The sequence below is a fragment of the Micromonospora inyonensis genome, assembly GCF_900091415.1.
In the GTDB taxonomy this organism is placed as follows: Bacteria; Actinomycetota; Actinomycetes; order Mycobacteriales; family Micromonosporaceae; genus Micromonospora; species Micromonospora inyonensis.
Window position 1 is genome coordinate 2,234,409 of sequence record NZ_FMHU01000001.1, and the last position, 14,057, is coordinate 2,248,465.

At 65.3% G+C, this 14,057-nt stretch carries 12 protein-coding genes; 7 read left to right on the forward strand and 5 right to left on the reverse strand.

Annotation, left to right across the window (positions count from 1 at the left end; all coding sequences use genetic code 11):
* Positions 1-203 precede the first annotated feature (203 nt).
* Positions 204-1,121, reverse strand: coding sequence for an IS5 family transposase (locus GA0074694_RS10135; RefSeq protein ID WP_091456027.1), 918 nt, complete (start codon positions 1,119-1,121; stop codon positions 204-206).
* Positions 1,122-1,688: 567 nt separating this feature from the next.
* Between GA0074694_RS10135 and GA0074694_RS10140 the strand changes: the two genes are divergently transcribed.
* Positions 1,689-2,786, forward strand: coding sequence for an IS630 family transposase (locus GA0074694_RS10140; RefSeq protein ID WP_091456031.1), 1,098 nt, complete (start codon positions 1,689-1,691; stop codon positions 2,784-2,786).
* 112 nt (positions 2,787-2,898) lie between these two features.
* The gene (locus GA0074694_RS10145; RefSeq protein ID WP_091456034.1) at positions 2,899-4,386 is read left to right on the forward strand and encodes an NF041680 family putative transposase; all 1,488 of its coding nucleotides are present in this window, start codon (positions 2,899-2,901) and stop codon (positions 4,384-4,386) included.
* Positions 4,387-4,401: 15 nt separating this feature from the next.
* On the opposite strand, the gene GA0074694_RS31545 is transcribed toward GA0074694_RS10145, so the two are convergent.
* A complete protein-coding gene (locus GA0074694_RS31545; RefSeq protein WP_176737845.1) occupies positions 4,402-4,962 on the reverse strand; it encodes a hypothetical protein in 561 nt (186 codons plus the stop codon).
* A 534-nt stretch (positions 4,963-5,496) separates the two neighbouring features.
* On the opposite strand from GA0074694_RS31545, the gene GA0074694_RS10160 reads away from it, so the two are divergent.
* Positions 5,497-6,528 carry an IS110 family transposase gene (locus GA0074694_RS10160; protein WP_091456038.1) on the forward strand — a complete coding sequence of 344 codons (1,032 nt, stop codon included), beginning with the start codon at positions 5,497-5,499 and terminating at the stop codon, positions 6,526-6,528.
* A gap of 20 nt (positions 6,529-6,548) precedes the next feature.
* Here the strand turns inward: GA0074694_RS10160 and GA0074694_RS10165 are convergent, their stop codons facing one another.
* The gene (locus tag GA0074694_RS10165; RefSeq protein WP_091456042.1) at positions 6,549-7,370 is read right to left on the reverse strand and encodes an HARBI1 family protein; all 822 of its coding nucleotides are present in this window, start codon (positions 7,368-7,370) and stop codon (positions 6,549-6,551) included.
* 900 nt (positions 7,371-8,270) lie between these two features.
* Between GA0074694_RS10165 and GA0074694_RS31550 the strand changes: the two genes are divergently transcribed.
* From GA0074694_RS31550 to GA0074694_RS30820, 3 genes are read left to right on the forward strand one after another with little or no spacing between them, the layout of a single operon-like run.
* On the forward strand, positions 8,271-8,666 hold the full coding sequence (locus tag GA0074694_RS31550; protein WP_245714624.1) for a RusA family crossover junction endodeoxyribonuclease: 396 nt from the start codon (positions 8,271-8,273) through the stop codon (positions 8,664-8,666).
* A complete protein-coding gene (locus GA0074694_RS30815) occupies positions 8,663-9,520 on the forward strand; it encodes a hypothetical protein (protein ID WP_141714025.1) in 858 nt (285 codons plus the stop codon). The genes GA0074694_RS31550 and GA0074694_RS30815 overlap by 4 nt, the downstream gene beginning before the upstream one ends.
* A 44-nt stretch (positions 9,521-9,564) precedes the next feature.
* Entirely contained in the window at positions 9,565-11,025 is a 1,461-nt protein-coding gene (locus GA0074694_RS30820; protein WP_141714027.1) for an ApeA N-terminal domain 1-containing protein, read from the forward strand.
* 433 nt (positions 11,026-11,458) lie between these two features.
* Here GA0074694_RS30820 and GA0074694_RS10175 read toward each other — a convergent pair whose 3' ends face one another.
* On the reverse strand, positions 11,459-12,565 hold the full coding sequence (locus GA0074694_RS10175; protein ID WP_141714029.1) for a hypothetical protein: 1,107 nt from the start codon (positions 12,563-12,565) through the stop codon (positions 11,459-11,461).
* Positions 12,566-12,732: 167 nt separating this feature from the next.
* Here GA0074694_RS10175 and GA0074694_RS10180 point away from each other — a divergent pair, with 167 nt between their 5' ends.
* A complete protein-coding gene (locus tag GA0074694_RS10180; RefSeq protein WP_091453025.1) occupies positions 12,733-13,554 on the forward strand; it encodes a transposase family protein in 822 nt (273 codons plus the stop codon).
* A gap of 13 nt (positions 13,555-13,567) precedes the next feature.
* Here the strand turns inward: GA0074694_RS10180 and GA0074694_RS10185 are convergent, their stop codons facing one another.
* Entirely contained in the window at positions 13,568-13,879 is a 312-nt protein-coding gene (locus GA0074694_RS10185) for a hypothetical protein (RefSeq protein ID WP_091456053.1), read from the reverse strand.
* Positions 13,880-14,057: the final 178 nt, after the last annotated feature.

Below are 14,057 nucleotides of genomic sequence, written 5' to 3' on the forward strand. Positions count from 1 at the left end.
GTTCACTGTGATTCGCTCGGCGAAGTAGGAGCCCGGCTGTGTCCCAGCGGCATCGCCACGAGTACGCCGCAGACCTTCCCCGTGGCCTCCCGGGCAACCGCAATAAGAAACCCAAGGGTTCCGGCCACCACACGGGCAGCCGTGCGCACCGCACCCGACCCATATCCACCAGGTTGGAGTCGGTGACCGAGTTAGGCCGTGTGTCATAAGTGCCGTTCGAGGCGTCGGAGCCAGATGTCGATCATGCTGATGGTGGCGGTGGCTTCGTACCGCACGGCGAGCTTGTCGTATCGGGTGGCCACGGCACGGTGCTGTTTGAGCAGGTTGATGCCGCACTCCACGGCGTGACGCTGCCGGTATGCGCTGGGGTCGAAGGCGGGTGGACGGCCACCCGCCGAGCCCTTCTTGCGTCGGTTCGCGGCCTGGTCGGCCTTGACCGGGATGACGCAGCCGATGCCGCGCCGGCGCAGGTAGCTCCGGTTGGCCTTGCTGCTGTACGCCTTGTCGGCCAGGACCCGGTCCGGCCGGCACCGGGGTCGGCCGACGCCGAGGCGAGGCACCCGGATGCGGTGCAGCACCGTGGTGAACTGCGGGCTGTCGCCGCGCTGCCCACCGGTGATGACGAACGCCAGCACCATGCGGCCCTGCTCGCAGGCCAGGTGCAGCTTCGTCGTCAGACCGCCACGCGAGCGGCCCAGCGCGTGATCGGCCGGCTCGACGGCGTCACTGCCGCCCGGCGGCTCGACCTGCGTGTGACTGTCCCGGCGGGCACCGGCGGCGTGCTGATGCGCCCGGGCGATCGTGGAGTCCACGCTCACGTCCCAGGTGATCAACCCGAGCGCGTCGGCCCTACCCTGCAACCCGGCCAGGATCCGCGCCCACACACCGGCCCGCTGCCAGCGCCGGTACAGCCCGTACACCGTGCGCCAGTGCCCGTAGCAGTCCGGCACGTCCCGCCACGGCGCACCCGTGCGGACCCGCCACCTGATCCCGTCAATGAGCTGCCGCTTGCTCCACTTCGGCGGTCGACCTGCCTTCTTCGGTCTGGGCAGCAGCGGCTCCAACACCGCAAACTGCGCGTCAGTCAGGTCGTGCCGCCTCGTCACCGCTACGCTGGCCACGAGGTCTCCGTGCAGATGGTTGTCTTGGTCGATAACCCATCTACCGGAGACCTCACCGCGTATCGATCACCGACACGCCCAGCCGATCTACCTCACAGCCAGGATCACGGGCACTTATGACACACGGCCTAGGACGTAACAACGCCGGTTCCTCTCGTACTCCTCTCCACCACGCTTACCGAACCCGCACCATCTGGCAGTACTGGCACGTCCCGGCGTTGTCAGGGCTGCTCCCACCCTCCCCGGCACCACCCGGATCAGGCTGCCCTCAGCTCCACCGCCCTGCTGCGACAGGGACAGCGATGAAGGACTTCCACCTCCACTCGAATCAACAGCGCCTCACGGCGCAAACTGCGCGTCAGTCAGGTCGTGCCGCCTCGTCACCGCTACGCTGGCCACGAGGTCTCCGTGCAGATGGTTGTCTTGGTCGATAACCCATCTACCGGAGACCTCACCGCGTATCGATCACCGACACGCCCAGCCGATCTACCTCACAGCCAGGACCACGGGCACTTATGACACACGGCCTAGTGTGCTGAGTCGTTAATTCGTTGGTAGATTGCGGGTATGGGTGATGGCCGTGGTCCGAAGCTGGCGCCGCTGGAGTTGACCGCCGAGGAGCGGGAGGCGCTACGAGGGCTGGCTCGGCGGCCGAAGACGACGCAGGCGCTGGCGGTGCGGGCGCGGATCGTCCTCGCCTGCGCGGAAGGCCTGTCCAACAGCGAGGTGTCTCGCCGGCTTGGGGTGTCGCTGCCGACGGTCGGCAAGTGGCGTAAGCGGTTCGTGGCCGATCGGGTGGACGGGCTGCGCGACGAGCCGCGACCGGGCGCGCCACGGAAGATCGGCGACGCCCAGGTCGAGGCCGTGATCACGAAGACGCTCGAGGAGCTGCCGCCCGATCAGGACAGTCATTGGTCGACGCGGTCGATGGCCACGGCGGTGGGGCTGAACCAGACCGCGGTCTCGCGGATCTGGCGGGCGTTCGGCCTCAAACCGCACCAGGTCCAGAGTTGGAAGCTGTCGACCGACCCGCTGTTCATCGACAAGGTCCGCGACATCGTCGGGCTGTACCTGGACCCGCCGGAGGCCGCCATGGTCCTCGCCGTGGACGAGAAATCGCAGATCCAGGCCCTGGATCGGACCGCGCCGATGCTGCCGATGCTGCCCGGTGTCCCCGGCCGGGTGACCCACGACTACGTCCGCCACGGCACCACCAGCCTGTTCGCCGCCCTCGACGTGGCCACCGGCAAGGTCATCGGCCAAACCCAACGCAAACACCGCCACCAGGAGTTCCTGCGCTTCCTGCGCACCATCGACCGGGCAACCCCGCCCGACCTGGAGCTGCATCTCGTGCTGGACAACTACGCCACCCACAAGACGCCCGCCATCGGGCAGTGGCTACTCAAGCACCCCCGGTTCCACCTGCACTTCACCCCGACCTACTCGTCCTGGCTCAACCTCGTCGAGCGCTGGTTCGCCGAGCTAACCAACCGCAAACTCCGCCGATCGACCCACCGCAGTATCGCCGCACTGGAAGCCGACGTCACCGCCTGGATCGAGGCGTGGAACGCCGACCCGAAACCGTTCGTGTGGACCAAGACGGCAGACAACATCCTCGAAACGATCGCCGCATATTGCCAACGAATTAACGACTCAGCACACTAGCTTGATCTTTAACCTGGGGTCGGTTGCATCGCCCCCCGGGCGATCATGGCCGCAGCCCTTGATCGATCATTCCTCTTGTCTGGGGAAGAAGATCGGGACCAAGGGCTGCGGGATGATCAGTGTGCATGACGCCGGGCGTGGAAGCGCGGTTGGGGACCTCGCGACGTTCCGTACGGAACTGCATCGCTGTCTGAGCGCCAGAGCTGATGCGCTGTTCGAGTTGGCCGACGCGGTGTTGTGCGCGGACGGGCCGGTACGGTCGCTGCCGGCCTTGTCCCTGGTGGCGGAGCACCGTCGAGGTCACGGCGCGTTGTACGACGCGCTTGGCGCCGGTCGGATCGATGTGGAACGGTTGCGGACCGTGGTGGCCTCGATGCCGATGCCACGGGCCGCCGACGGGCGGATCGTCCTGGCCGTGGATGTCACCTGCTGGCTGCGGCCGGAAGCGCACACCGTGCCGGAGCGGATCCTGTGCCACACCTACGGCCGTGGCAAAGACCAGCACATCGGTGTGCCGGGCTGGCCGTACTCGTTTGTGGTGGCCCTGGAGTCCGGGCGCAGTTCGTGGACCGCGCCGCTGGACGCGGTCCGGCTGGCCCCGGGCACCGAGCTGGCCGCGGTCACCGCCGAGCAGCTGCGCGCGGTGGTGGACCGACTGATCACCGCCGGGCACTGGCAGCCTGGTGACCCGGCGGTCTGGGTGGTGATGGATGCCGGCTACGACGCGGCCCGGCTGGCCTGGCTGCTACGGGACCTGCCGGTACGCGTCCTGGCCCGGATGCGATCCGACCGGGTGCTGCGCCGCCCGCCGGGGCCATGGATACCGGGCCCCAAGTGCGGTCGGCCACCACGGCATGGCAGCGAGTTCATCTTCGGCGACCCGGCCAGCTGGGGCACCCCGGACGTCACCACCGTGACCGAGACCCGCCTCTACGGCACCGCGACCGCCCGTGCCTGGCACCGGCTGCACCCCAGGCTGACCCGCCGCGCCGCCTGGGCCGACTGCCCTGAGCTGCCCATCCTGGAAGGCACCCTCATCCGCCTGGACGTGCAACGGCTGCCCTCCGGCGCGACCGCGAAGCCGGTCTGGCTGTGGTGGTTCACCGGCCTCGGCCACCAGTCCGGCGGCGACAACCCCGACCCGACCATGATCGACCTGCTGTGGCAGGCGTTCCTACGCCGTTTCGACATCGAACACACCTTCCGGCTGCTCAAGCAGACCCTCGGCTGGTGCGTGCCGAAACTGCGCGACCCGCACGCCGCCGACCGCTGGACCTGGCTGATCATCGCCGCCTACACCCAGCTACGGCTAGCCCGCCCCCTCGCCTCCGACCTGCGTCGCCCCTGGGAACGACCAGCCCCACCCGAACGGCTCACCCCCGCCCGGGTCCGCCGCGGATTTCGGCACCTGCGCGCCAACAGCCCCTGTCCCGCCGGTGCACCGAAACCCACCCGACCAGGACCCGGCCGCCCACCCGGACGACCCAACCGCCATCCCACCCGCCGCTACGACGTCCACATCGCCACCAGCAACGCGACCAGGAAGACAACCTCTTCGAAGAAGAAATCGGCCAATCCCCGGCCGCGCCGCACAGGTTAAAGATCAAGCTAGTCGTCACTCGCGGGTCAGCCCCGGTGGCAGCGAGTCCTCGTCGGGTTGGACCCGGCGTGCGTTGGCCACGGGGTCGCGTTCGAGGGTGTGGATCAGTGGTGCCGGGCCGCCGACGCAGGTCCAGGTGTCGTCCCAGAGTGCGGAGACCAGCCATGAGCGGTCCGTAGGGAAGAACAGGTCGGGTAGCGCTCCGTGAGGGTGGCGCATGTGACCGCCGGTGCGCCAGGTGAGGGCTTGCTGGGGGCCGGCCTCGACCAGCACGTACGGCCAGTTCCAGTTGAGCGACACCCTCGGGGCGTCGGGGAAGACGACGTCGTGGGCGCCGGTGTCGAGGTAAGCCACCCACCATGGCTGGTCGGGAGTGTACATGCTGAGGTCCTCGATCAGGACGTTCTCGTAGGCGGCGGCGGTGACGTCGTCGGCCTGGTACGTGGTGGCGTAGGCGTCGAAGATCGGAGGGATGGCGGTGGTGACCGAGACGCCGGCAGTGGTGTGACCAGCGATCCAACTCACGTCGGCGGCAGCGCCGATGCGCCAACTCCGCCCGTCCTTGCTGACCTGCACACCACTATTCAAGCGGCTGCAGCGACGGTTGGCGTGGGAATCAGGCTGGTCGCAGAACGGCCGGCGGCCGTTATGGGCAGTCACACCGCAGACTTTCCCCGCGCTCGATGGAAGGGCTGATGCTCTACGGGGTCTCGCACATCGTGTCCGAGGTGTCTGCCGGCGACGGCGGCAGGCTGGCGCTGCCGTGCCCGTAGGGCCGGGAGTGGGGATGGCTCTGTGTGTTCCGCCGTGCCTGTGGCTGACGATCGAGGTGCCCCCCGCTCCCGCCTTGTGGGTGGGCTGGTTGAACGGGCGCGGCACCGGTAGCCGTAGACCCTGTTGCCCGGGAAGCGGTGGGTATGGCTGCGTGTGTTTCGCCGAACTTTGTTGGCTGACGGTAGGAGATGCCACCCGCCGCTTCGTCGTCTGTGAATCCGGTAGACCGCTGATGGAGACCCGCGACCTGATCGCATCGCTAGAAGGTGCCGGCAATCCCGAACCCGCAGACGAGGGCCATCCGAGAGAACCGATCAACGACGGAGAGGCGAGACGGTGGGGACGCTGTGGATCGGCGTGGACATCGGCAAGACCCACCACCACGTGGCCGCCGTCGACGGTGACGGCCGGCTCGTCTACTCCCGTCGCGTCGCCAACGACGAAGCCTCTCTGCTCGCCGTCATGGCCGAGGTCTCGACACACGGCCGTCCTGTCTGCTGGGCGGTGGACGTCACTACCGGCCTGTCCGCGCTGCTGCTGACCCTGCTGTGGCGGCGGCAGGTCTCCGACCGGCTCCTCGCCGAACTCACCGTCCTGACCGGCTACCGCGCTGACCTCGTCGGGCAGCGCGTCGCCACCCTGTTCCGCCTCCAGGAGCTGCTCACCGGGATCAGCCCCGCGCTCGAACGGGCCGTGGACCTGAACCGGAAGGGCCCGATGATGGTGCTCGCCTGCTGGCAGACCCCGGCGGCGATCCGGCACGTCGGCGTCGACCGGATCACCGCCCTGCTCCGGCGCGGCCATGTCAAGAACGCCGTCCAGGTCGCCGAGGCGATGGTCGCCGCAGCGCGGCAGCAGACCGTCACGCTGCCAGGCCAACGCGCCGCCGCCGTGGTGGTCGGGCAGATGGCCACCGAGATCCTCGCTCTCGAGCAGCGCATCGCCGCCGTCGACGACCTCATCGCCGAGCAGCTCGACCAGCACCCTCTGGCGCCGATCGTCGGGAGTCTGCCCGGCATGGGCCCCCTGCTCACCGCCGAACTGCTTGTCCACACCGCCGGTATGACCGAATACGACAGCCCGGCGAAACTCGCCGCCCACGCCGGCCTGGCACCGATTTCCCGCGACTCCGGAACGGTTTCCGGTAACCATCGCCAGCCCCGCCGCTACCACCGCAGGCTGCGACACATCCTGTGGATGGCCGCCTTCACCGCCGTCCGGGAATGCCCCACCTCCCGCGCCTACTACGAGAAGAAACGCGCCGAAGGCAAACACCACCGCCAAGCCATGCTCGCCCTCGCCCGACGACGCGTCGACGTCCTCTGGGCACTCGTACGGGACCGCAAGACATTGAGCCTTTCCGCGTAACGGGTCGTGGCGTTGGGTGATCAGGTTGTGCGGTTGTGCTCGACGTGCAGGAGCACGAGGGCCGCCGCGGTGATCCTGCCGATGTTCCACGGGCACAGGCTGACGTTGCGCAGCGCTTTGAAGGTGGTCTTGAGCAGGGAGTTTCCGCGTTCGCCGATGGCGCGGACACCGTTGTGGGCCTTGTTGAACTGCTGCTGCACGTCGGTGCAGGTGCCGTTGCGCGGCTTCTTGAACGCGGTCGTGATCGTGTCGGCTTCGCCTTCGTAGCCAAGGTCGCCGAGAACCCGCCGCTGGTCGTTGGTCCAGGCGGTCAGCAGGGGCAGGATGCCGTGTTCGCGCAGGGCGGTCGTGTCATGTTCCCGGCCGGGACGCACTGGTGAGGTCCACAGCGGCCACCCGTCCGGGGCGGTGATGACCTGCACGTTACCGCCGTGGTTGTCGTGTTTGCCGGACCACCAGAGGTCCACTCCCGGCGTCGGCCCCGGTGTGCGGCACCGGTCGGTCTCGATCAGGGTCCCGTCGATGTTCACGTGGGCGTAGCCGGCCATCTTCGCCGCCAACAGCACCGATTCCAGGCCCGGCGCGTGCGCGGCGAGGACCCGGATGCCCTCGTGCAGGTAGGCGTAGCCGGTCGACGAGCTGACCTGGTTGTCGATGGCCAACTGCTTGACCCGAGTGCCGTCGAGGAACCAGCGGATCACCAGGATCGCCTGCTTGAAGCAGCTCAGCGACCGCGTCCCGGAACGGGTCCCGAGCCGCTGCCGTTGCCCATGCAGAAGCCCGGACAGGAACAACACGGTCTCCTCGCGCACGGACAGCTCGGCGGTGTATGTGACACTCATGGCGACGCAGGGCCCCTACTGAAGTTGATCTGTGGAAGGACCACTTCATACCGGGGCTCTGCGTCTTTCCCTTGCACCACAACGGGTCCGGGCGTGTCCGCACCGCCCACCAACGCCGCTACGCGCCGCACTCACACCGTTACGCGGAAAGGCTCATTCACCCGACCAGCACCAGAGATCCGCGCCGCAGCCTGAACCAACCCGCTTCCGGCCGACGCGCCCCCGGTCCCGCCGGCCGCTCCAACCTGCCCACCAAGATCAACCGGAGTCACATGGAGACTCGGGTGTGGTCCTGGGCTGGGAGAACAGGGGTCCGGGTGACGTGGGTGAACGCGGGCCACTCCCTGCCACCCCAGGTGAACCCGCAGGTCGCTAGACTGGGCACTCGCGCCCTCGTAGCTCAGGGGATAGAGCATCGGTTTCCTAAGACGACGCTCCATCTGTACCCATTGGCTGATGGCCTGCGGGTTCTTATTCGGTTTTCCCATTATTGGGTCGCACGCGCCCGTTGCTGTGCTCGCTTGTCGAAGATCAGCAGAACAGGTGTAAGTCCTGCTCAGGCACTGCCTTGGTCGGTTCGACGCGTCCTTGCCGAGATCTCGCAAAGTTGCCGCGCCGCGTTAGTCTACGGTGCCGCAAGTGCTTGGGTCAGCAGCGTGGCGAGTTTCTTCGGTGCTGCCACGGACGACTTCCTCCCCCACGGCCATCAGACCATGATCAAAAAGCTCCATGAAAGCGGGGGTGGCTCATGGCTTGGGTCTTTGTACTGCAGGCAGCGGTGGAGCCGGGGCACGTGGAACCTGGGCTGTTGCTAGTTACTGTGGTCGGCAGCGTGCCGGGCGTGGGGTGGTGCTGAGTTGGTGGTCAAGCCACATAGGATCGCTACGTGCCTTCCCTGCCATGGGACTTCGTCGTGCTTGGTGTGCCGGTGTCGGTGCAGGCCAAGTCGACGAGCCGTGCGCGTTGGAAGGCTTCGTACGGGCTGCAGCCGAAGCAGCATGGCCAGCCGACAGTCCGCCCCTTCAGGACAAGCTCCAGATCCACGTCACCTGTTACCACGACAGCGCCCCGCCGTTGGACGTGGACAACATGCTGAAGCCGATCCAGGACGCCCTCAACGGCCTCGTGTACGTCGATGATGAGCAGCTTCTCGACTGCCACGGACATCTTCGCGACGTCAACGGTCAGTACGAGGTGAGGGGCATGACACCGGCGCAAGCTGCAGGATTCGTCTCAAATGGGCCTTTTGTGCATGTCAGGATCGAATCGCCTCCCTCGCCAGGGAGGCTGCCATGAGTCCTAAGCGCAGGGCCAATCTCTTTGCCAACCGACTGCAGCATGTTGTTGAGGAGTTGCGGCTGGCTGGTTGGACTGTGACGATAGAGGACCGAACCCTGCCAAGCGGTTTAGTCGCTGATTTCGTTGCGCGGCGTGGCGACGAAATGCTTATCGGCGAAATTGCATCACGGGACACGGTTGAGCATGATGCGCTCCAACAGTTGGCACGTCTGGCTGAAGGCATCCCTAATGCGCGCCTCCAAGTCTATTGGCTTGGTGACCTCGCTGAAAGCCCACCACTGCCAGATAATGTGGAACAGTTCGCCGTTGAGGCAGTACGGATTTACCCACACTCGGCGCGTGGCAGCTTCTTACTAGCTTGGGCGGCGCTCGAAGCAGCGATTACGCATTTCTCTTTGGAGAGCATACTGCAAGAGTCGCGAGCCGGTTTTCTTCCATGGCAAGCGCTAGGACAGCTATGCAGCCTTGGTCATGTTGACGAGGCGGACTTTTCGCGTCTAACTCATCTCCGGCGTGTTCGCCACGAGATTGCCCATCAGGGTAGCCCGATAGAGCCCTCTAATGAAGACGTTTCCTTCCTGGTTGACATAGCCAAGCGCATGGCATCAGGACAGTATTTCTCTGTGGATGACATGGTCAGCTGGTTCCTTGATGCCTATGAGGATCCGGCCAATCAATTGCCGTACGACGGTGCGGAGGGTGGCTACCAGTATCAAGGTGATGGGCCGTACGACGCGGATGAGGTACTACGCGAGGAGTTCCCCCACGCTTCAGAGCACTCGATTCGCGAAGCCGCCCGCATTCTAAACGGTATTTCTGTTGATTGGATCCAAAAGCCAAACCGTCGCTAAGGCATGTGAGTGGATTTCAGGCATCGTGCGGGGAGGCTTCTGGGGTGCCAAGCAATGAGCGTCTGATGATCGGACAATTTTGGTTTGCGAATAATCCCGACTTGGTGGTTCCCGGGCGCCTTGACCTTACCGGCGAGCGGCCCCGCGTCGAACTGCATGGGGCTCTCTCGTCCTCCGTTCGTGAAGTGCCGAGCGGGGTGCCGGGCATAAGCCAATTTGTTAATGCACCACCTCCCAAACCGCAGACGCTCTACGGTGAGGTTCTAGGGATCGCCCGACGTGTCACCGTTATAGATGCGTATCAAGTGCACAAAACGGGAGACGTGCTTTCCACGTGGTCGGATGGGTCGTCTGGTGGCCTACAGCAGCAGATTCTTGAAGGCGAGTACGCGATCCTTGGCGTGCATGCGCAAGACGCTGACGTGCCGTTCTCGGCGCTTCACTTTCGGCTGTGCTTCCAAGATGCATGGGCGCAATTGTCGGGTCTGTCGATGGCGATCAATCCTGATCCGCATAATCGTACCGTTTCGATGAACTACGCCATGCCAGAACCGATCGTCGTTCCACTTCCTGGCGGTGATGGCCACCTTACGCTTGAGGCGGCTAGTGCTATCTCACCTTTGCGTGTAGCGGGTGCCTATATTCTCACGCGTACGTATTTAAAAGTAGAGTTGGATGAAGGTGTCACAGTTCGAGCGGCATGGGCAAGATTTGTTCTCTCGGCCAGTGCCCTCCTGACGCTACTGCACGATAAGGCCTGCAAGCCGACTGAGTTCGAGGTGCAAGACGTCGCATCTGGTAAGTGGTACCGAGTTCACATGCCTGGATTGGTGTCCGACCCGTCAGATGTCAGGTCGCCGAAGATTGACGAGCCAGCTCTGCTCACTCGGAGCGAACTCGGGTTGGAGAGACTTGCAGCCTGGTTTGATCTTGCGCATAGGTTGGCGCCACTCCCATACGTAGTGGCTGATGCAGTCCAAGCGACGGGCAGAGCCGTTGAGAGTCTCTTGCTGGAGTTGGCGGCAGCGGCGGAAGGCATTCACCGAAGGTTGTATCCAGGCTCTCGCAGGCTAACGGAGCAGGAAACGAGCGAGGCGCTAGAAGCACTGAAGGAGTTGGACCTCAATCCTGCGGCAAAGGAAGTCTTGCGGAGCGCTATGGGAACATACCTGTGGGATGTGAGCTTCCCGCAGCGACTGAGGCAGCTTTCAGAGGATGTCTCGTCTGCGATGCCTGGTGTTACCGGAAAGCCGGGCAAATGGAAGTCGGCTGTTTGCGATGCGCGAAACGGCTTTGCGCATTTCCTCGTGAGTAAGGAAAGTGACGAGGCTAAAATTCTTGGCTATGCGGCATTGCATAAGTCGCTCCGATGGCTGTTGACCGGACGCATCTTGCTGGAACTCGGTGTGCCTGCTGAGTTGCTTGCGCAGCGGCTAGCTGAGTTCAGGAAATACAACCATTTCTTGATGAATGCGAAGGAAAGCCTGCCGAATATCTACGGATGACTTGTGGAATCCTGGATGTCCCTGCCTCCGCCTCGCCCTTGTTCTGGCTGGAGGGCCTCTCTGCGATTCCAATCCGAAGGATTGCACAAATACATCGCCACTTCTCGTCCGGCCATGGAGGTGCGGCGGCGGCCTAGAGGCGTCCCCACTCATCCGCCGAGATCCCGGCGTCAGGCACCACATGACAGCTCCCCAGGTTTATGGTCTCGTTTGACGGCAACGCGGACGGCAACGACGCCTAATAACCACTGCCGTGCCCAGACCCTGGCCTCCATGTTGACAGAGGTGAAGCGGCTTCCGTTCCTGTCAAAGTTAGTTCTCCAAAAGCCGCGAGCGCGGGCCTTCAGCGAACGGGGCACGAGGGCACTCTCTTTACGCTACTGACGGGCCTCCTCCTCGATCCGCGCTGAGCCGGGGAAGATTCGGCTGCCGTCTACACCAGGTTGGCGAGGTCGAGGCGAGCGATCACCAGTACGACGGTCGCATGGTCGACTGGGGCGCCGGCGATGATGAGCAGCGCATCACCGACGCGCGCTGCTCCGCGTACTGGGCCGGTGAGGTTGACCGGCGTCGGCGGCGTGGCCTGCCCCGTGGCGGTGTCGAGGACCGCGACGAGGACGTGGCGGTCGGCACCGACGATCAGGACCCGGCGCTCGTCGAGGCGAATCAGGCCTTGCGGCCGACCGACCGGCGTGATCACCCACCGGTACTCGCCGGTGTCGACATCGATGACCGCACTGCTCCCGTCACCGAGGACGAAGAACGTGCGTTCACGGAGCCAACATGCCCCCTCACAGGCGCCCGCCGGGAGCCCAGCCGGCCACCGCTGCTCGTCGCCGAGTCCCTCCCCGATCTGCACCAAGCTGGCGTGCTCCTTGCCGGGCCAGCCGACGGTGTAGCGGTCGAGGAGCCACGGCGTACCCTCCGGTCCAGGTACGAGTACCGGCGGACGCGCGAAACCGCCCGCGACCACCGTCAGCTCGTCCTCCCGGCTACGCAGGACGCCACCGCTGCGCACCACGAAGAGATCACCATCGGCGGTGGCCAACGGGCTGCCGACACAGTCGGTAAGTTCCAGACGTCGGCGAAACTGCGACCGGCCACCCAATGCAAGATCCACTACGCCGTCATTCACCGTGACGAAGAGCCGGCTGCCATCGCTGGCGATGCCGGCAAGCATGGGGCCGTACGCGATGACAGTTGGATCTACCGCGTCGGGTGCTGCGACGGCTGCCGGGGTGAACCCGTCCGGGCTGCCCCGCCGTAGCAGTTCCGGCGTCGGACGCCGTGAGCGCAGCAGCGCCGCCAACGGCAGGTGCGGGCGGCCGAACACCGACAGCGATCGGTTCACCGCCCCGATCAACTCGGGCCCCGACACCGTGCCGCTGATCAATGCTTCCAGGTGGGTGCGGTCGAGCAGCACGACGTTGCGGGAGCGCTCGGCCCGCCGTAGCGCGCTGGTGGCGAACCCAGACCACGACGCGAGAATCCCCACGGTGCCCGGCCGCCGCTCGGTCAGCACATCGCACAGGTGACGCAACGGCTCGTCATTGAGTCATTCCGCGTAACGAAGGGTTGCGCTGGGTAACCGACCGTCGGCCGGGGCGGTGACACGCCGGATCTGGTGTCGTGCAACGAGAAGACGCAGAACCCCGGTATGAAGGTGGTCCTTCCAAAGATCAACTTCATAAGGGTTCTGCGTCGACGATGAGTGTCACATACACCGCGGTGCTGCCAGCACGCGAGGAGACCGTGAGCTTTCTGGCCAACCTGCTGACGAACGAACGCGTCCGGCGCGGCACCCGCGCCAACACCCGTTCACTGTCAGTGCGAGACCAGGCGATACTGGTCCTTCGCTGGTTCCTGGACGGCACCCGGATGAGGCAACTGGCCCAGGACAACGCCATCGGCAAGTCAACCGGCTACGACTACCTCCACGAAGGCATCGACGTGCTCGCGGCCCGCTCGCCGAGCCTGCACGGAGCGCTGCTGGCCGCGAAAGCCGCCGGCCACGGCCACGTCAACATCGACGGGATGCTGATCGAGACCGACCGGTGTCGCACCCCAGGCCCCACCCCCGGCGTTGACCTCTGGTGGTCCGGCAAACACGACAACCATGGCGGCAACGTCCAGGTCGTCACCGTCGGCGACGGCTGGCCGATCTGGACCTCGCCCGTGCGGCCCGGCCGCGAACATGACACCACCGCGCTGCGCGCCCACACCGAGATCCTGCCGACCCTGGCCAACGCCGGCGACGACCTACGCACCCTCGGCGACCTCGGCTACGAGGGCGAGTCCGACACGATCACCGTCGCGTTCAAAAGACCCAAAGGCGGCCAGCTCACCCTGGCACAACAGCAGCTGAACAAGGCCCACAACAGCGTCCGCGCGATCGGCGAACGCGGCAACTCGCTGCTCAAGACAACCTTCAAGGCGCTACGCAACATCAGCCTGGACCCATGGCGGATCGGAAAGATCGTCGCCGCGGCCCTCGTCATCCTCCACATCGAGCACACCCGCACAACATGACTACCTCCAGTAGTCAGCCCCTTGCGCGGAATGGCTCATTGACCGGGTCGGCGTACCACTTCGCCTCCAGCAGCCACCATGTGCCGTCGTAGCAGAACGCGACATCGACCTCGCCGTGCGGACCCCGCTGATCGGCGTCGGCCTCGATCCCGTCGCGGACGAGCGCGTTCGCGAGCAGGGCGTTGAACCGCATCCCACGCAACGACTCACTCATCCCGCCGACCTGGTTGCGCAAGTCACCGTACCGGCTGACGAGGTCCGCGTCGCTCTGCGGCGGCTGGTCAATTATCACTGCGCAAGTATCCCAGTCGGTGCGCTCAGTCATCCCGCATCCGCTGGCCGAGGTGGACACGCGGCCCGTCGGGCGCGGAACGAACTTTGTGACACTTACCTGACCTGCACGGATGCGATGGAGATCCACACGGTGGAGTGCTTGCCCTGGTTGAAGTTGCGGGCGGTCCCTGTAGGAAGGTGACGTTGGGCTACAGCGACCTTTCTGTTGG

Excerpts from the sequence above, each read along its gene's own strand:
- GA0074694_RS10140 (WP_091456031.1), top strand. The coding sequence starts at position 1,689 with ATGGGTGATGGCCGTGGTCCGAAGCTGGCGCCGCTGGAGTTGACCGCC.
- GA0074694_RS10145 (WP_091456034.1), top strand. The coding sequence starts at position 2,899 with ATGATCAGTGTGCATGACGCCGGGCGTGGAAGCGCGGTTGGGGACCTC.
- GA0074694_RS10165 (WP_091456042.1), bottom strand. The coding sequence starts at position 7,370 with ATGAGTGTCACATACACCGCCGAGCTGTCCGTGCGCGAGGAGACCGTG.
- GA0074694_RS31550 (WP_245714624.1), top strand. The coding sequence starts at position 8,271 with ATGGGACTTCGTCGTGCTTGGTGTGCCGGTGTCGGTGCAGGCCAAGTC.
- GA0074694_RS30815 (WP_141714025.1), top strand. The coding sequence starts at position 8,663 with ATGAGTCCTAAGCGCAGGGCCAATCTCTTTGCCAACCGACTGCAGCAT.
- GA0074694_RS10180 (WP_091453025.1), top strand. The coding sequence starts at position 12,733 with ATGAGTGTCACATACACCGCGGTGCTGCCAGCACGCGAGGAGACCGTG.
- GA0074694_RS10185 (WP_091456053.1), bottom strand. The coding sequence starts at position 13,879 with ATGACTGAGCGCACCGACTGGGATACTTGCGCAGTGATAATTGACCAG.